This is a genomic window from Microbacterium sp. VKM Ac-2870 (assembly GCF_015350795.1).
In the GTDB taxonomy this organism is placed as follows: Bacteria; Actinomycetota; Actinomycetes; order Actinomycetales; family Microbacteriaceae; genus Microbacterium.
The window spans coordinates 562178-579127 of the sequence record NZ_JADKSH010000003.1 but is presented as its reverse complement, the minus strand read 5'-3'; the positions used below and the strand labels follow the sequence as shown (position 1 = coordinate 579127).

Sequence of the window (16950 nt, the reverse complement as noted above, 5' to 3'; positions counted from 1 at the left end):
GTCTTCTCGGGCGCGGCGCCCGGAGCGGATCGACGGCAGGATAGAAGCCGTGACTACCCCGCTTCAGAACCTCACGCAGATGCCCGACCCGCAGTACCTGATGGTGGGCGACGGCTATCGCATCGCCACGTATTCGTGGGGTGAGTTGGACGCACCGACGGTCGTCGTCGTGCACGGATTCGCGTCGAGCACGAAGGACAACTGGGTTGCGACGGGCTGGGTGCGCGACCTGACGGCGGCTGGCTACCGGGTGCTCGCGCTGGATCAGCGTGGCCACGGTGCGAGTGACAAGCCGCACGCGTCGAGCGCGTACGACATGCGCCAGCTCGCCGGCGACGTCGAGACGATGCTCGATACGTATCTCGTCGACGAGGCCTTCTACGTCGGCTACTCCCTGGGAGCCCGGGTCGGCTGGGAGGTCGTCCAGGACATCGCCCCGCGCATTCCACGGGCGGTGCTCGGCGGGGTTCCCGACGGCATCCCCCTTGCCCGCCTCGACATCGCCCAGGTGCGCGCGCTCATCGCCGACGGCACACCCGTCACCGACCGCGTGACGCAGAACTACATCGCCCTCACCGACCGCGTGGCCGGCAACGACCTACGCGCCCTGCTCGCGATCGCCGAGGGCATGCGCGCCTCCGACACGATCGACCCCGACCCCGCGCACGCGCCGCAACAGCCGGTGATGTTCGCCACGGGGTCGATGGACGCCATCATCGACGGATCGAAGGCGCTCGCCGCCGCCTGTCCGCAGGGCCGTTTCGTCGAGATCCCCGACCGGCACCACTTCAACACCCCCGGCTCGCGCGTGTTCCGCGCCGCCGCGCTGGAGTTCCTCGCCGAGGCCTGACCCGCGTGGGACCGGCGCGAGCTGCCCGTCACGCCTTGGCGATCGCGTCTTCGAGTGCGACCCAGGCGAGCATCGCGCACTTGACGCGGGCGGAGAACTTCGAGACTCCCGACAGGGCTGCGGCGTCGCCGTAGACCTCCTCGTCGAGCTCGAGCGTGCCGCGAGAGCGCAGCGCCTCACGGAAGCCTTCGATCAGCGTCACCGCCTCCGCACGGGTCAGGCCCTCTTCGGCCACCAGGTCGGCGAGCATGGATGCGGAGGCCTGCGAAATCGAGCAGCCGCGTCCCTCCCACTGCACGTCGGCGATCGTCTCGCCCTCGACGCGCGCGCGCAGTGTGATCTCATCGCCGCAGACCGGGTTCTTCTGGTGCGAGGTGCCGATCGTGCCGGCGACAGCGGGCGCGTCGCCTTCGTCGGTCAGCCCGAAGTGCTGGGGATGCTTGGAGTGATCCAGGATCAGCTCGCGGTACAGGGCGTCGAGTTCGCTCATGTCAGACTCCGAAGTAGGGGCGGATGCCGGCGACAGCGTCGATGAGGCGGTCGACATCGTCGGTCGAGGTGTAGAGCGCGGCGCTGGCGCGAACGCTCGCGGTCACGCCGTAGCGGGTGTGCAGCGGAGCCGCACAGTGGTGGCCGACCCGTACCGCGATGCCCAGGGCGTCGAGGTACTGACCTGCATCATGCGCGTGCACGCCGTCGACGTCGAACGACCACAGCCCCACGCGCTCGACGCCCTCGGCATCGCCCAGGAGACGGATGCCGGGGATATCCACGAGACCCGCGTGCATGCGCTCGGCGAGCATGCTCTCGTGGGCATGGATGTTGGACAGACCCACGCCGTCCAGGTAGCGCACGGCGGCCGCGAGCCCGATCGCGGGTCCGACCGGCTGCGTGCCCGCCTCGAAGCGCTGGGGTGGCGGCAGGTACTCGGCGCGATCGAGCGTCACGGTCGTGATCATCGAGCCGCCGGTCAGGAATGGCGGCAGCGACTCCAGCACGGGCGTGCGACCGTAGAGTCCACCGACACCGTAGGGTCCGAGCATCTTGTGACCGCTGAAGACGGCGAGATCCACACCCAGAGCAGGCAGATCGAGCGGCAGGTGAGGAGCCGACTGGCATGCGTCCATCACCGTGATCGCACCCACCTGTTGCGCCAGCGCGATGAGGTCGGCGACCGGGTTCACGATGCCCAGCACGTTCGACACGTGCGTGAAGGCCACGATGCGCGTGCGCTCGCCGATGAGGGATGCCGCGGCATCCATGTCGAGCGTGCCGTCGTCGCGGGCCGGGATATGACGCAGCACGGCGCCGGTGCGCGCCGCGAGCTCCTGCCACGGAATGAGGTTGGCGTGGTGCTCGATGGCGGTCGTGACGATCTCGTCGCCGGGGCGCACGAGTCCTGCATTCCCGATCGAGTATGCGACCAGATTGAGGCCCATCGTCGCCCCGCTGGTCCAGACGAGCTGCTCGGGCTGCGCACCCACGAAGGCCGCCACGGTCGCCCGAGCGTCCTCGAAGAGCTCGGTCGCTTCGGCCGCCAGGGTGTGGGCCCCGCGGTGCACGGCGGCGTTCGCATGCGTGAGGAAGTCGCGCTCCGCATCGAGCACGACGAGCGGCTTCTGACTGGTTGCCGCCGAGTCGAGATAAGCCAAGCGGTGCCCGTTGACCTGCTCGGCGAGGATCGGGAAGTCCGCCGCGATCGCGGCGACATCGAGGGCCGTTACCGCGGCGGCGGTGGGCGGGGACGCGGGGGCGGAAGTCACCCCTCTAGGCTACGCCCCGGCATCCTGCCCGGCTCCGGTGCGGCAGAGGCCGCCGAGCGGTCAGGATTGGTCGTCGGTATGGGCAACCAGACCGTACGACGTGATGCGTCCCGCGCGGTCGTCTCCCGGAAGCGGCCGCGAGCGCCGACCGTAGATCAGCTCCGACGAGTCGAGCATCCACGGCACGAGTGTGATCTGCACGCCGTGCACGAGCATGAGCTGCTGGGCGATGCGCCGTGCGCGTCGGTTGTGCAGGAACGTCTCCCACCAGTGCCCCACGATGTACTGCGGCAGATAGACGGTCACCACCGCGGGGCCGTGCTTCTTGCGGTACTCGGCGATGAACTGGGCGAGCGGGGCGGCGTACTGGCGGTACGGCGATTCGATCACCAGCAGGGGGATCGGCATGTGGTGGAACTGCCAGTCGTCTTGTACCTCACGCGCTTCGTCGGCCGTCACGGCCACGTGGACGGCGATGGTCTTCTCGTGCTTGCCCGACAGTGCGTAGTCGATGGCTTTCGCTGTGGGCTTCTGCAGCTTGCCGACGAGGACGAGCGCGACGTCGCCGGTGGAGCCATAGTGCACGTCGTCGTCCATCTCGATCTCGTGCTCCACGTCGCGGTAATACCGATGCACGCCGATCATCAGGAACGACAGCACGGGGATCGCGATGAACACGAGGTACGCGCCATGGGTGAACTTCGTGATCGTCACGATGACGAGCACGACGATCGTGAACGTCGCGCCCAGCGCGTTGATGAACAGGCCCGAGATGGCCTCTCGGCGAGCCGCCGCCGCCTTCGGCGAGAGCAGCCGCAGTTCGCGGCGCCAGTGCTTGACCATGCCGAGCTGGCCAAGCGAGAACGAGACGAACACACCGATGATGTACAGCTGGATGAGCGTCGTCAGCTTCGCCTGGAAGACCACCAGCACGAGTGCCGCGGCAAGGCCCAGCACGATCATGCCGTTGGAGTACACGAGACGGTCGCCGCGGGTGTTCAGCGCCTTGGGGGCGTAGCCGTCGCGCGCGAGCACGGAGCCGAGCAGCGGGAAACCGTTGAAGGCGGTGTTGGCGGCCAGCAGCAGCACGGCCGCGGTGGCGGCCTGCACCACGTAGAACAGGATGCTGCCGCCACCGAAGGTCGCGGCCGCCACCTGTGCCATGAGGCTCGGCTGTACGAGCGCGTCGCACTGGAAGCCGATGAGGTGGCAGGGGTCTTCCGCGTAGTGCACTCCTGCGACGAGGGCGAGAACGGTGAGTCCCGCGAACATCGTGATCGCGATGGAGCCCATCAGAACGAGGGTCGTCTGGGCGTTGCGCACCTTGGGCTGGCGGAAGGCGGGCACACCGTTCGAGACGGCCTCGACACCCGTGAGGGCCGAGCATCCGCTCGAGAACGCTCGCAGCACGAGCAGGATCAGTGCGGCTTGGCTGAGATCCTCGGCCTGCACCGCGAACTGCGCGCTTTCGGCGATAGGGGCATCGCCCATCGCCCATCGGATCAGGCCGGTGACGATCATGACCATGACCGAGCCGATGAACAGGTAGGTCGGAATCGCGAACGCGGTGGATGCCTCACGCACACCGCGGAGGTTCACGAGGATGATCAGGACGACGAAGCCGACCGCCAACTCCACCCGCCACGAGTCCAGGCCAGGCAGGGCGGAGATGATGTTGTCGACGCCCGACGCGACCGACACGGCCACCGTCAGGATGTAGTCGACGAGCAAGGCCGCGGCGACCACGACGCCGGCTCTCTCACCCAGGTTCGTGCGGGCGACCTCGTAGTCGCCGCCGCCGGAGGGGTAGGCCTTGATCAGCTGGCGGTAGCTGAGCACCACGACGATCAGCAGGGCCACGACGGCTGCGGCGACCCACGGGCTCAGGGCCAGGAAGGCCGTTCCGCCGATGAGGAGGATCATCAGCAGCTCCTGCGGAGCGTACGCCACCGACGACAGCGCGTCGGAGGCGAAGATCGGCAGAGCCATCCTCTTGGGCAGCAGCTGACCCTCGAGTTCTTCGCTCGTCAGCGGCTCGCCGATCAGGATGCGCTTGGCGATGGGCGTCTCTTCGCCGGGACCGCGACTGTCGTCTGTCACGGCGGGCGACATTACGCGGTCGGACGACGCCACGCAATCCCGCGGTGCGTGAGAATACGTCAGCTCGCCTGAGAGGATCGCACGATGGGCCACGAGTTCTTCTCCGGAGCGGTCGCCGTCGGCATCGGCTTCGTGGTCGGAATCGTGCTGTTCGTGCCGTTCGTGGCACTCAGCTATCGCCGCCGCGGCCGCCTCACTCTGGGGCGTTTCCTGCTGTGGGCGGCCGCTCTCGTCTACTTCTGGGCCATCTGGACGTACACACTTCTTCCCCTCCCCGACAGCGAGAGTTATGTCTGCGCGGGAGTGAACTTCGATGTGTGGGCTGCGGTCGATGAGTTGCGCGCAGCGCACAGCTTCACCGACTTCGCTGTGCTGCAACTCGCCCTGAACGTACTGCTGTTTCTGCCGCTCGGGTTCTTCCTGCGGGTCATCGGCCGTCGCGGCATCCTCGTCGCCTTCGTCACCGGCCTGCTGGTCTCGCTCACCATCGAGTCGATCCAGCTCACCGGCGTGTGGGGCATGTATCCCTGTGCGTACCGCGTCTTCGACGTCGACGACCTGCTGACCAACACCGTCGGCGCCGTGCTGGGCTCGCTGCTCGCCCTCGTCGTGCCGCGGCGGTGGCGGGGCAGCCGACTCGGCGATGCCGGTGCCCGCCCGCATCCGGTCACGCGGGGCCGTCGGTTGCTCGCGATGTTCTGCGACCTGCTCGGCACCGGTCTCGTCGGCTACGGGTCGGCAGTGGCCGTACAGGTGTTCCTGGAGTACGTGATCCGCGATCACACTGCGGTACTCGATGGAGCCGCCGGTCGTTTCATGCTCAGCACCCTGCCGATCGTGGTGTGGGCGGTCGTGGTGCTCGTCACCGGTCGCACGCCCGGCGACGTCGCCGTGGAACTGCGTTACCGCGGCGGTCCCCAGCCCGCAGCTCTCGCCCGGCCCCTGCGTTTTCTCGGCGGGATCGGCGGGTACCTGCTGCTGGGGCTGTTGCCCGGCCCGTGGTCGATCGCCCAGGGCGTGTTCGTCGTGGCATCCTTGGTTCTCGTCTTCACCACCCGGGCCGGTCGCGGCCTGCCGGGGCTGCTCACCGGGCAGCAGCTCGTCGATGCCCGCGAGCCCGCGTCGTGAACCGCGGGGCGGGCGGGGCCGGCGGCCGGGGTTACTGCGGCGCGTAGAAGTACAGAATCGTCCCCACCGGGCCGTCGGCGCCGTCGGTATCGGCGAAGACGCTGTACGACGGCACCCCGCCCTTGAACGATGAGCGCTGCGGGTCGAACGCGAACCGGATGTTGCCCGACGAGCGCGGGGTTTCGCTCGCCGGCGAGAGCGCGCGCACCTGCGCGGCGCTCAGGCCGATCTTCAGGCCGAACTCCGCCGTGATCGCCACCGTGCCCACCTGGTTGGCACTGAAGAGCGCGTACGACGGCTGCGAGAAGCTCGCGCGCGGGAGAGCCGCCGTGGGCATCATCTCGAACAGCGAGAATCCGCCCCATGAGTACACGGTGTAGTCGGGCAGGGTCGAGCCGTCGCCCGCTTGCGTCCGCTGGGTGGGGGCGGAACCGAACGCCGTCGTGAGAGCGGCGACGGCGGCCGTCGGCTCGTCCGCCCACCGGTAGGTGAATGGGTCTGCGCTGCCGGTGCGCAGCGTGAAGCCCGTGGCTGAAAGGGAAAGACCCATCGCACTCACCGACTCGGAGGGGCTGGGCGAGGCGGACGGGATGGATGCCGGGGTGGAAGCGTCTGACGTCGAGACCGGCGGTACCGACGTATCGGTCTGCGCGGTGTCGGACGGGCGCGTCAGCGCGAAGCCGAGCACGGCCACCACGGCGACCACCAGCACCGCGGCGACGACCGCGAGGATCACGGTCGCTCGCGGCCAGCCGCCGCCTCCACCGTCGCCGTCGCGCGGTTCGCGCGGCGGCCTGGGCGGGCGAGGTTCGCGAGGTTCCCGAGGCGGGCGCGGCTCCCGGGGTGGACGTGGCTCGCGCGCCGGCTTCGGCTCCCGCGCATTCGAGGGGCGTTCCGGTTCGTCGGGCTGTGCGCCGAACAGATCCTCGAGGCTCATGCGAGGAACTCGCGGGCGGCGACGACGAGCGCGTCGACGCCGCGCTCGATCGTGGGGTGCAAGATCGGCGCGAAGAACGGCGAGTGGTTGGTGGGGATATCTTCGTTGACCGTTCCGCGGGCTACGGCATCCGCGAACTGCTGCGGGTCGAGGCCGCCCCAGAACCAGAACACCAGGGGCACGCCCGCCTCGCGGGCGAACCACGACACGTCCTCGCTGCCGGTGAACATGCCCGGGTCCATCACGGTGCCCTCGCCGAAGGCGCGGTCCCACGCGGCCGTCAGGCGTGCGGTGGCCTCGGCGTCGTTGATGGTGGGCGGCAGGGAGTGGTCGGTCGTGATGACCGGTTCCTGTTCGGCGCCGGATGCCGCAGCCTCCGCCCGGACGATGCGCTCCACGCGGGCCAGCACGTCGGCGCGGGCCGCGTCGTCGGGGTAGCGCAGGCTGAGTTCGAGCTTCGCCTCGGCGGGGATGATGTTGTTCTTGAGGCCCGCGTGGATCGATCCGACGGTGACGACGGCCATCTCGCGCGGGTCGATCTCGCGAGAGACGACGGTTTGCAGGCGCATGACGGTGGCCGCGGCCATGACGACCGGGTCGATCGTGGCGTGCGGACGCGAGCCATGGCCGCCGCGGCCGAGCAGCGTGACGGTCAGGCCGTCCGACGCGGCCATCTGCGTGCCGGGGCGGACGCCGATCGTGCCGGCCGGAAGCGGGGTGAGGTGCTGGCCCAGCACGATGTCGGGCCGCGGGAAGCGGTCGAGCACGCCATCGGCGATCATCGCCTGCGAACCGGCGCCGTACTCCTCAGCGGGCTGGAAGACGGCGACGACCGTGCCCGACCACTCGTCGCGGGTGGCGACGAGCTTCTCGAGCGCGCCCAGCAGCGCGGTCACGTGCATGTCGTGCCCGCAGGCGTGCATGACGGGCACGTCGGTGCCGGCGGGATCGGTGCCGCGTGCGGTGCTCGCGTAGGCGAGTCCGGTCTGCTCGGCGACCGGCAGCCCGTCCATGTCCGCGCGCAGCCACACGACCGGACCCTCACCGGCGGCGGTGCCGGTGACGCTCGTCGCGACGCCGGTCTTGCCGAGTCCCTCGACGTAGTCGAGGCCCAGCGCCGTCAGCTCGCGGGTGATGACGCCTGCGGTGCGGGTCTCCTGGAACGACAGTTCCGGATGCCGGTGAAGATCGATGTAGAGGGCTTCGAGGTCGATGCTCATGCCACAAGAGACTACGCGGGGGCCGCTGGCGGCGCCCCCGGAGGTGACGGAGCGCTGTTCCGATCCGGTCGCCGCGGTCCGGCGCCTCCCCGTCTTCGTGTCGCGTCTCCCCGTCGTGGTGTTCCGTATTCAGTCTCGGTGGCTGCGGCATCCGGTCTGGTTCGCGCGGTTGCGGGGTCGGCGTGCCCCAGGGTCGCGGGGAGACTGAATGCGGAGCGGAGCAGGGCGGGCGGAGCAGGGCGGGCGGAACAGGGCGGGCGGAGCAGGCGAGCGGTGCGATGCTCAGGCCGGCGGCGCTGTCGACCCGCGCACGACGAGCTCGAACGGGAGGGATGCCGTGGGAGCCGTGACCTGCTCGACGCCGAGCGCGGCGAGCACGGCGCGTCCGGCCCGTTCGCCCTGCGCGTGCGGGAACTGCTCGATCGTCGTCAGCTCGAGCAGGCCGCCGAGTTCGTGTCCGTCGACGCCGATCACCGACAACTCCCGCGGTACGGCGATGCCGAGTTCGCGCGCGGCGGCCAGGACGCCGTAAGCCATCTCGTCCGAGGCGGCGAAGATCGCCGTCGGGCGGGCAGGGCCCGTCAACAGGTCGAGCGCGCGGCGGCGTGCGCCGTCGGCGGTGAAGTCGGCCTCGACGAAGCGGGGGGAGTGGATGCCGGCATCCGCCATCGCCTGGGTGAACCCGCGCCGACGTCGCGTCGGGATGTCGAGGGCGCCGTCGTCCGCGCCGGGAACGCTTCGACCCAGATGCACGATGTCGCGGTGCCCCAGCGAAAGCAGGTGCGCTGTCGCCGTCCGACCCACGGCGGTGTCGTCGACGCGCAGCCCCTCGATCTCCGCGTGCGGCACCCCGAGTCCGACCACCGGAATCGGCAGTTCGCACAGGTGACGGAGCTCGTCCGCAGTGAGATCGACCGAGAGCACGATCAGCCCGTCGACCCGACCGCGGCGCAGCCCCGTCTCGAACAGCACACGGCGCTGCGCGGGGTCGGCCGAGAGGTTGTACAGCGTCATGTCGTACCCGCGGGGCGCCAGCTGTGACGCGATGCCGTCGAGCACCGTCGCGAAGAACCACCGGTCGAGCAGCGGAACCACGACGCCGATGTTCTCGGCGCGCCCCGAGGCCAGGGTCGCCGCCGCGGCCGAGACGACGTAGCCGAGGTCGGCGGCAGCCGCGCGCACTCGGGCGCGGGTGGCATCGCTCAGCCGCCCGCGGCCGCTGAGCGCCCGCGACACCGTCGCGGTCGACACCCCGGCGGCGCGCGCCACCTCCTCGATTCCGGTCACGGTCAGCTCGCGTGCATCCACACCGCGACATCGACGGGCAGTTCGGCGCCCTCGAACGGCTCGCTGGCCACCAGCACCGTCCCCGACGGCAGCGGCACGGGCGACGTTCCGGCGTTGGCGATGACCGTCACGACGCCAGAGCGGAACGCCAGCACGTCGTCGCCGTAGCCGTCGATCCACTCCAGCTCCGCAGCGCCGAGCCCTTCCGCGCGACGGGTCGCCAACAGGGTGCGGTACAGCCACAAGGTCGAGTCGGGGTCTGCCTCCTGCACGTCGCGCGCGAGCGACGCCCACTCCGCAGGCTGCGGCAGCCACGAAGAGCCCGTCGGGCTGAATCCGTATGCCGGGGCATCCGCCGACCACGGGATCGGCACGCGGCATCCATCACGGCCGTAGCGCTCGCCGTCGGTGCGGAACCAGGTCGGATCCTGCCGCGTCTCGGGTGGGAGGGCGATGACCTCGGGCAGGCCGAGCTCCTCGCCCTGGTAGATGTACGCCGAGCCGGGTAGGGCGAGCATGACCGTGGTGGCCGCACGACCGCGACGCAGCCCGACCTCCGGAATCGGCTGGCCAGGGGAATCGGGGCCGATGCCGTGACCCTGCGGGTTCTCGGCGGTCAGCGCCAGTCGCGACGCGTGCCGCACGACGTCGTGGTTCGACAGCACCCAGGTGGCCGGCGCGCCGACCGCGGGAAACGCCCGCAGCGACTCGGAGATCACCTCGCGGATCGCCGGAGCGTTCCACTCGGTCATCAGATACGGGAAGTTGAACGCCTGGTGCATCTCGTCGGGGCGCACCCACTCGGCGGTGCGGTCGACCGTGGGCAGCCACGCCTCGGCGCAGAGGGCCCGGTCGCCGTCGTACTCCGCGAGCACGCGGTGCCAGTCGCGGTAGATCTCGTGCACGCCGTCCTGGCCCCAGTACGGAGCTTCATCGTGACCGCCCATACTGTCGGCATCCACGGCGGGAACATGGTCGGGCAGTCCGTCGCTCTTGACCAGGCCGTGCGCCACGTCGACGCGGAAGCCGTCGACGCCGCGGTCGAGCCAGAAGCGCAGGATGCCGCGGAACCGCTCCTGCACCTCCGGGTTGGACCAGTCGAAGTCGGGCTGGCTCGAGTCGAACAGGTGCAGGTACCAGGGCCCGGGTGTGCCGTCGGCGTCGGTGATGCGGGTCCAGGCGGGACCGCCGAAGACCGACTCCCAGTTGTTCGGCGGCAGCTCGCCGTTCTCGCCGGCGCCGTCGCGGAACAGATAGCGGGCGCGTGCCGCGCTGTCCGGTGCCGAGGCCAGAGCCTCCTGGAACCACTCGTGGCGGTCGGAGCTGTGGTTGGGAACGAGGTCGACGATCACCCGGATGCCGCGGTCGTGCGCTGCGGCCAGCATCGCGTCGAAGTCGGCGAGGGTGCCGAACAGCGGGTCGACGTCGCAGTAGTCGGCGACGTCGTACCCGGCATCCTTCTGCGGGGAGGGGTAGAAGGGGCTCAGCCAGAGGGCATCCACCCCGAGCGCCTGCAGATCGTCGAGGTGCGCGGTCACGCCAGCCAGGTCGCCGATCCCATCGCCCGACGCGTCGGCGAACGAGCGGGGATAGACCTGGTAGATCACCGCGGTGCGCCACCATTCGGCGCCCGGACGGTTCTGTCCGATGCCGGGCAGGGAGGAAGTCATCAGAGACGTCATGCGCACCACCATAGCGCAAGCGCTTGCGCAGGGCGTCGGGCAGGGGAGCGGCTAGCCTTGACCGGTGACTTCCGAGGCTCTCGCCCACGCCGAATCCCTGATCGCGTCTATTTCCGACTTCCCCGAGCCGGGGGTGCTGTTCCGCGACATCTCGCCGCTGCTGGCGGATGCCGCGGCGCTGCGCACCGTCGTGGATGCCGTCATCGAACCGTTCGCCGGGCACTTCGACGTCGTCGCGGGCATCGAGGCGCGCGGCTTCATGCTCGCCGGCGCCGTCGCGATCGCCGCGGGTGTGGGCATGGCCCCGATCCGCAAGGCGGGCAAGCTGCCGCGGCCCGCGGCATCCGTCGCGTACGCGCTGGAGTACGGCACCGCCGAGATTGAGATGAGTGACGACCTCGCCGCCGGCACCCGCGTGCTGCTCGTCGACGACATCCTCGCCACCGGCGGCACCCTGCGCGCGGGCCAGCAACTGCTCGATGAGCTCGGCCTGCAGCTGGCGGGGACGGCGGTGCTGATGGAGCTCGTCGCGCTCGGAGGCCGTGAGGTCTGCGGCCCCGTGCACTCCGTCTTCCGGGTCTGAGCCGCCGCAGCGCTCGGCCGCCGCGGCTCCCGTCGGCTCCGGTCAGCTCCGGTCGGCGACCGACTCGCGCGACCGCAGCGGTAGGGGAATGAGGTGGGTGGCGCCGGTAACCCCGCCGCCCTCGTCGCCCGCATGCTCCCCGCGCTCGATCAGATCGATCAGCTCGTCGGTGGCCCGCTTGGCCATCGCCCGCTGCGGAAATGCGAACGTCGTGAGCCCGGGGCGCAGCCAGCGCGCGAAGGTGGTGTCGTCGAACGACACCACCGACACATCGTCGGGCACGCGGAGCCCGGTCTCGTGAAGGGCCTGATACGCCCCCATCGCGAGGCGGTCGTTGAAACAGAGCAGCGCATCGCAGGGTTCGCCGCGCTCGATCACCGCGCTCGTCAACCGAAAGCCCTCGGGGGGCAGCCACTGGGTGGCAGGCTGCGCCGACACGATGTCGATGCCCGCCTCCGTCAGCACCGACAGTGCGCCACGCAGCCGCAGGGCGGCCGCGAGCGCGAAGGGGTGGGCGTGCTCCGGATCGGCGCCGACCCCGATGATGTGGATGCGGCGATGCCCGGTGTCCACGAGCAGCCGCGCGGCGTCCTGGCCGGCGCGGTACTCGTCCGGAAGGACGCGGACGAGATCGACGCTGCCGCGCTCTCCGATGGGTTCGATGTTCAGGAGCACCGTCGGCATCCGTGTGGCCGCCGCAGGAATCTGTCGGGCGTGCGTCAGCATGGTGGCGAGGATCAGCCCGTCGACCTGCCGATCGGACATCGCGTCGAGCAGGTCGCGCTCGAGTTGGGCGTCGCCGCCGGTCTCGCCGACGAAGACCATGTAGCCCCGGGCGCGCGCCGCTTCGATGGCCGCGCGGATCATCTCACCGGTCAGCTGCGACGACGCCACCGAGTCAGAGACGAACCCGAGGGTGCGGGTGGTGCCGGTACGCAGCCCCGCCGACAGGGCGTTGGGGCGGTAGCCCAACCGCTGGGCAGCCTCGCGCACCCGCTCCTGCGCCGTGGTCGAGATGCGCAACTCGTCGGCGCGGCCAGCCAGCACGAGCGATGCCGTCGACGGTGCCACGCCCGCTTCGAGCGCGACCTGCGAGAGCGTGACACGTTTTCTGACCACCTCGGCGCTCCTGTTTCTCTCGTCTCGGTCGCATCCGCCTCGTGGGGGTTGCGGGAGTCCATCACTGCTAGTACGTTTTAGCACGCGAGCTGAATCGGTATAGCAGCAAACACCATCCTCGCACCGAGATAACTGCAGAACCTGCATGGAAAGGCAGACAACGATGTCGAACACCACGCGCATGCGCGTTTTCGCCGCGGTCGCCACGACGGCGATCGCCGGGCTGGCCCTCACCGCCTGCGCCCCTCCCGGCGCAGACACCTCCACCGCTCAGGCGCCCTCGGGCAACGTGGCGCTCACCTGCGGCACCGACCCGGTCACCCTCAGCGCGTACGTCGAGACCGGCTTCCCGCTGTTCAACGATCTGACGGCGGAGTTCACGAAGCAGTTCCCGAACGTCACGTTCAACACCCGTGAAGACCAGTTCGCGGTGATCACGCAGAACGCTCCCCGCGTTCTCGTCGACTCGCCGCCGGACATCATGCGCCTTCCCACGATCGTCGACCTGGTCAACGACAAGCTCCTCTACAACCTCGACGCCTACGCGACCGGGTACGGCTGGGACAAGTGGCCCACGTCGCAGCTCGAGCAGCTGCGCGTCAACGACAAGGGCCAGCGCGGAGACGGCTCGCTCTACGCGATGGGCGTCAACTACTCGGTCACGGGCGTCTTCTACAACAAGAAGCTCGCCGCCCAGATCGGCATGACCGCGGCCCCGAAGACGTTGGACGAGTTCGACTCCTACCTGAAGAAGGCGAAGGATGCCGGCATCACCCCCATCGCGCAGTTCAACGGCGGCGCGACCGGCGGTCTCGCCTTCCCCCTGCAGGCGCTGATGGCCAGCTACAGCAAGCCGAGTGCGATCAACGACTGGATCTTCCTCAAAGACAACGCGACGATCGACACACCCGAGAACGCCAAGGCCGCAGAGCACCTGGACTCGTGGATCAAGGCCGGCTACTTCGCCGACGACGCGAACTCGATGGATTACTCGCAGATGATCAGCCGCTTCACCGGCGGTCAGAGCCTGTTCATCTTCGATGGTGACTGGGAGTCGGGCAACTTCGACACCCAGATGCCCGGCGATGTCGGATTCTTCCTCTCGCCGCCGGTTGAGGCGGGCGGTCAGAACGGCGCCATGTCGGCGCCGCTCACCTACGGCGTCTCGGCGAAGGCGGCGCACCCCGACTGCGCGGCGTTCTTCTTCAACTGGGTCGCCACCAACGAGACGGCACGCACCATCGCCGTGCAGAAGGGTGGATCGCACCCGATGGGCCCCGCCGATGCCTTCATGCCGGCCGTCAATGACGGCACGGTGACCGCGGAGACGCTCGCTGCGGGTGCGCAGCTGTCGCAGAACAACGGGTCGATGGACTTCATCGCCAACGCGACCGGCTCGATCTACGCGAAGAGCCTCACGCCGAACCTGCAGGAACTGTTCGCGGGCAAGCAGACGCCGTCGGGCCTGCTGACCCAGGTGCAGACCGACTACACGAGCAGCAAGAAGGGCTGATCATGAGCACGTCCACGCGGCCCGGGGCGACCCGGGCCGCGCGGGACCGTGCGACCCCGACCCGCGACCATCGCCCGCGCCGCCCCCGACGCGTGCGATGGTCGCGGGAGGCCGTCGTCGGTCTCGCGCTCGTCGCCCCCGCCCTGGCCTTTTACGCCCTCTTCGTGCTCGTGCCGCTCGCCTCGACGGTGCAGTACTCGTTCTACAACTGGAACGGCGTCACCACCGCGACGTGGGCCGGTCTCGACAACTACGTGCGGATCTTCACCGACGCGCAGCTGCTCGGCCCGATCGTCAACGCGCTGACGCTCATCCTCTACTTCTCGATCATCCCGGTGACGGTCGGCCTCATCGCGGCGGCGCTCATCCGCAAGCTGGGCGGCAGCCGCCTGGCCTCGGTGTCGCGCACCGTGCTGTTCCTGCCGCAGGTCATCCCGCTGGTCGCCGCGGGCATCATGTGGACGTGGCTGCTCGCGGCCGACGGCGCGATCAACCAGTTCCTCCGCGCCATCGGGCTCGGCGGCATCACCCGGGCCTGGCTCGGCGACTTCGACACCGCACTGCCCGCGGTCGGCGTCATCGGTGCGTGGGTCTCGCTGGGCCTGTGCATGCTGCTGCTGCTGGCCGGCATGACCAAGATCGATCCGGCCCTCTACGAGGCCGCGCGCATCGACGGCGCCGGACCCATCCGCGAGTTCTTCACGGTCACCCTTCCCGCCATCCGGCAGGAACTCGGTGTGGCGGTGCTGATCACCGTGATCGGGGCCCTGCGCAGCTTCGACATCATCTTCATCTCCACGCAGGGCGGCCCGGGCCGCAGCACGATGGTGCCCGGACTGGAGATCTACTACCTCGCTTTCTTCGAGCGCCAGGTCGGGCAGGCATCCGCCCTCGCGGTCGTGCTCACCCTCCTCGTGCTCGCCGTCGTGCTGCCGCTCAACAAGCTCACCCGCGGAAAGGACGAGAGCTGATGAAGACCTCCGCCGTCGAGGTGTGGTCCGGCCGCCTCCTGCTCGTCGTCGTCATGGCGTTGACGATCATCCCGTTCATCTCGCTCTTCGTGACCGCCCTGCACGCCCCCGGCACCTACCCATCCGGGCTGTCGTGGCCGGATGAGCCCCACTGGGACAACTTCATCCGGGCCTTCCAGTCGGCCGACATGCTGAAGATGCTGGGCTCCAGCATCCTGATCGAGTTGGCCGTGGTGCCGGTGAGCCTCTTCATCGCGACCCTCGCGGGCTTCGCGCTCGGTCACCTCAAGGTTCCGTTCTCGCGCACCCTCTTCGTCATCTTCGTGCTCGGTCTGACGCTGCCCATCGAGGGCATCATCGTGCCGATCTACTACCAGATCCGCGGCTACGGCCTGCTGAACACACAGTGGGCGATCGTCTTCCCGCTCATCGGTCTGTTCATGCCGTTCGCCGTCATGTGGATGCGCGCGCACTTCGTCAACATGCCCCACGAGCTCACCGAAGCCGCTCGCACCGACGGCGCGAGCACGTGGCAGCTGTTCTGGCGCATCCACGTTCCGCTGTCGGGTCCGGCGATCTCGTCGCTGGCGATTCTGCTGTTCCTGTGGACGTGGAACCAGTTCCTGCTCGCGATCGTGCTCGTCGACGACCCGACCAAGCGGACGATGGCCGGTGCGCTCGGCGCGTTCCAGGGCCAGTGGGGCACCGACATCCCGCTCCTGTGCGCCGGGTCGATCCTGATCCTGCTGCCCACGCTGATCGTGTTCCTGGTGTTCCAGCGACAGTTCGTCGCGGCACTGCTCCAGGGCGCGGTGAAGGGATGACCCCGCCGCCCCGCCCGCCCCTCGATCCCGGGGTGGCGCGCGCCTTCGGCGAGCTCGACGATGTCATCGTCTCGATCACCACCGACGACATCCCGCGCCTGCGACGCGGTGCGGTCGCGGCATCCGCGTTGGAGCTCACGCGGCACGGCGCCTTCGTGCGGTCGACCCGCACGATCATCGCCGATGACCTCGAGGTGCCGGTGGTGATCGCCCTTCCGGTCGACGCGCGCCGCCCGGTACCCGTGCTGCTGCACCTGCACGGCGGCGGCCTGGTCTCGGGCGACGCCGACTCGGAGATGCCGGCCGTCGCGGCCCTGGCCGAACGCGTCGGGTGCGCGGTCGTGTCGGTGGCGTATCGTCTCGCTCCGGAGCATCCGTATCCCGCCGCCCTCGACGACGTGGTCGCCGCCCTCCGCTGGCTGGGCAGTGCGGACGCCCCGGCAGAGATCGATCCCGCCCGGATCGTGGTCACCGGAATCAGTGCCGGCGCGGGCCTGGCTGCGGCGCTCGCGTTGTACGTGCGCGATCACGGCGGCCCCCGCCCGGCGGGTCTGCTGCTGCAGGCACCCATGCTCGATCACCGCTCGACGTCACACTCTGCCGTACAGATGGCCGGCCACGGCTCGTGGGATCGTGCGGCCAACGAGGTCGCCTGGGCGGCCTACCTCGGCGGTGGTTCGGGCGGCCCCGACGACGCCACCGTTCCGGTCTACGCGTCGGCGGCGCTCGCCGACGACCTCAGTGGACTTCCGCCGACCTTCATCGACGTCGGCTCCGCCGAGACCTTCCGCGACGAGTGCCTGGCGTTCGCCGACGCCATCTGGCGTGCCGGCGGCGACGCCGAACTGCACGTCTGGCCCGGCGGCACGCACGCGTTCGACCTGATGGCGCCCTGGCTGCCGTTGTCGCGCGACGCGCAGCACGCCCGCCGCGCGTGGCTGCGGCGCATCCTGCGTCGCGCCTAGGCATCCCG

The 16950-nt window shown here is 69.7% G+C and carries 15 protein-coding genes; 7 read left to right on the top strand and 8 right to left on the bottom strand.

What is annotated here, in order from left to right; genetic code table 11:
- The first annotated feature begins 49 nt into the window (after positions 1 to 49).
- Positions 50 to 850 (top strand): alpha/beta fold hydrolase, encoded by an 801-nt coding sequence (locus tag ITJ43_RS10115; protein ID WP_194583697.1) that lies wholly within the window; start codon positions 50 to 52, stop codon positions 848 to 850.
- 28 nt (positions 851 to 878) lie between these two features.
- Here the strand turns inward: ITJ43_RS10115 and sufU are convergent, their stop codons facing one another.
- Genes sufU through ITJ43_RS10100 form a run of 3 tightly spaced genes read right to left on the bottom strand, consistent with a single transcriptional unit; the run spans position 879 to position 4725 of the window.
- On the bottom strand, positions 879 to 1340 hold the full coding sequence (gene sufU, locus ITJ43_RS10110; RefSeq protein ID WP_194583696.1) for a Fe-S cluster assembly sulfur transfer protein SufU: 462 nt from the start codon (positions 1338 to 1340) through the stop codon (positions 879 to 881).
- Position 1341: 1 nt separating this feature from the next.
- The gene (locus ITJ43_RS10105; RefSeq protein ID WP_194583695.1) at positions 1342 to 2613 is read right to left on the bottom strand and encodes an aminotransferase class V-fold PLP-dependent enzyme; all 1272 of its coding nucleotides are present in this window, start codon (positions 2611 to 2613) and stop codon (positions 1342 to 1344) included.
- Positions 2614 to 2673: 60 nt separating this feature from the next.
- Positions 2674 to 4725 (bottom strand): APC family permease, encoded by a 2052-nt coding sequence (locus ITJ43_RS10100; protein WP_194583694.1) that lies wholly within the window; start codon positions 4723 to 4725, stop codon positions 2674 to 2676.
- A 72-nt stretch (positions 4726 to 4797) separates the two neighbouring features.
- Between ITJ43_RS10100 and ITJ43_RS10095 the strand changes: the two genes are divergently transcribed.
- On the top strand, positions 4798 to 5841 hold the full coding sequence (locus ITJ43_RS10095) for a VanZ family protein (protein WP_194583693.1): 1044 nt from the start codon (positions 4798 to 4800) through the stop codon (positions 5839 to 5841).
- A 31-nt stretch (positions 5842 to 5872) separates the two neighbouring features.
- Here ITJ43_RS10095 and ITJ43_RS10090 read toward each other — a convergent pair whose 3' ends face one another.
- The 4 genes from ITJ43_RS10090 to ITJ43_RS10075 form a co-directional block, all read right to left on the bottom strand.
- A complete protein-coding gene (locus ITJ43_RS10090; protein ID WP_228495636.1) occupies positions 5873 to 6577 on the bottom strand; it encodes a hypothetical protein in 705 nt (234 codons plus the stop codon).
- Positions 6578 to 6774: 197 nt separating this feature from the next.
- Entirely contained in the window at positions 6775 to 7998 is a 1224-nt protein-coding gene (locus tag ITJ43_RS10085) for an amidohydrolase (RefSeq protein ID WP_194583691.1), read from the bottom strand.
- Positions 7999 to 8280: 282 nt separating this feature from the next.
- Complete coding sequence (locus ITJ43_RS10080; protein WP_194583690.1) at positions 8281 to 9285, bottom strand: LacI family DNA-binding transcriptional regulator; 1005 nt, start codon at positions 9283 to 9285, stop codon at positions 8281 to 8283.
- Between the two features lie 2 nt (positions 9286 to 9287).
- On the bottom strand, positions 9288 to 10967 hold the full coding sequence (locus ITJ43_RS10075) for a glycoside hydrolase family 13 protein (RefSeq protein ID WP_194583689.1): 1680 nt from the start codon (positions 10965 to 10967) through the stop codon (positions 9288 to 9290).
- Between the two features lie 64 nt (positions 10968 to 11031).
- On the opposite strand from ITJ43_RS10075, the gene ITJ43_RS10070 reads away from it, so the two are divergent.
- Positions 11032 to 11550: an adenine phosphoribosyltransferase gene (locus ITJ43_RS10070; protein WP_194583688.1), complete on the top strand. Its 519-nt coding sequence runs from the start codon at positions 11032 to 11034 to the stop codon at positions 11548 to 11550.
- A 42-nt stretch (positions 11551 to 11592) separates the two neighbouring features.
- Here ITJ43_RS10070 and ITJ43_RS10065 read toward each other — a convergent pair whose 3' ends face one another.
- On the bottom strand, positions 11593 to 12669 hold the full coding sequence (locus tag ITJ43_RS10065) for a LacI family DNA-binding transcriptional regulator (RefSeq protein ID WP_194583687.1): 1077 nt from the start codon (positions 12667 to 12669) through the stop codon (positions 11593 to 11595).
- A 163-nt stretch (positions 12670 to 12832) separates the two neighbouring features.
- Between ITJ43_RS10065 and ITJ43_RS10060 the strand changes: the two genes are divergently transcribed.
- Genes ITJ43_RS10060 through ITJ43_RS10045 form a run of 4 tightly spaced genes read left to right on the top strand, consistent with a single transcriptional unit; the run spans position 12833 to position 16942 of the window.
- Complete coding sequence (locus ITJ43_RS10060; protein ID WP_194583686.1) at positions 12833 to 14182, top strand: ABC transporter substrate-binding protein; 1350 nt, start codon at positions 12833 to 12835, stop codon at positions 14180 to 14182.
- A 2-nt stretch (positions 14183 to 14184) separates the two neighbouring features.
- Complete coding sequence (locus ITJ43_RS10055) at positions 14185 to 15153, top strand: carbohydrate ABC transporter permease (protein WP_194583685.1); 969 nt, start codon at positions 14185 to 14187, stop codon at positions 15151 to 15153.
- Positions 15153 to 15977 carry a carbohydrate ABC transporter permease gene (locus ITJ43_RS10050; RefSeq protein ID WP_194583684.1) on the top strand — a complete coding sequence of 275 codons (825 nt, stop codon included), beginning with the start codon at positions 15153 to 15155 and terminating at the stop codon, positions 15975 to 15977. Before ITJ43_RS10055 ends, ITJ43_RS10050 begins: the two co-directional genes overlap by 1 nt.
- The gene (locus ITJ43_RS10045) at positions 15974 to 16942 is read left to right on the top strand and encodes an alpha/beta hydrolase (RefSeq protein ID WP_194583683.1); all 969 of its coding nucleotides are present in this window, start codon (positions 15974 to 15976) and stop codon (positions 16940 to 16942) included. Before ITJ43_RS10050 ends, ITJ43_RS10045 begins: the two co-directional genes overlap by 4 nt.
- Positions 16943 to 16950: the final 8 nt, after the last annotated feature.

What these genes read in the sequence shown, in the direction of transcription:
- ITJ43_RS10100 (WP_194583694.1), bottom strand. Translation starts at nt 4,725, where the DNA reads ATGTCGCCCGCCGTGACAGACGACAGTCGCGGTCCCGGCGAAGAGACG.
- ITJ43_RS10045 (WP_194583683.1), top strand. Translation starts at nt 15,974, where the DNA reads ATGACCCCGCCGCCCCGCCCGCCCCTCGATCCCGGGGTGGCGCGCGCC.
- ITJ43_RS10095 (WP_194583693.1), top strand. Translation starts at nt 4,798, where the DNA reads ATGGGCCACGAGTTCTTCTCCGGAGCGGTCGCCGTCGGCATCGGCTTC.
- ITJ43_RS10055 (WP_194583685.1), top strand. Translation starts at nt 14,185, where the DNA reads ATGAGCACGTCCACGCGGCCCGGGGCGACCCGGGCCGCGCGGGACCGT.
- ITJ43_RS10060 (WP_194583686.1), top strand. Translation starts at nt 12,833, where the DNA reads ATGTCGAACACCACGCGCATGCGCGTTTTCGCCGCGGTCGCCACGACG.
- ITJ43_RS10050 (WP_194583684.1), top strand. Translation starts at nt 15,153, where the DNA reads ATGAAGACCTCCGCCGTCGAGGTGTGGTCCGGCCGCCTCCTGCTCGTC.
- sufU (WP_194583696.1), bottom strand. Translation starts at nt 1,340, where the DNA reads ATGAGCGAACTCGACGCCCTGTACCGCGAGCTGATCCTGGATCACTCC.
- ITJ43_RS10085 (WP_194583691.1), bottom strand. Translation starts at nt 7,998, where the DNA reads ATGAGCATCGACCTCGAAGCCCTCTACATCGATCTTCACCGGCATCCG.
- ITJ43_RS10075 (WP_194583689.1), bottom strand. Translation starts at nt 10,967, where the DNA reads ATGACGTCTCTGATGACTTCCTCCCTGCCCGGCATCGGACAGAACCGT.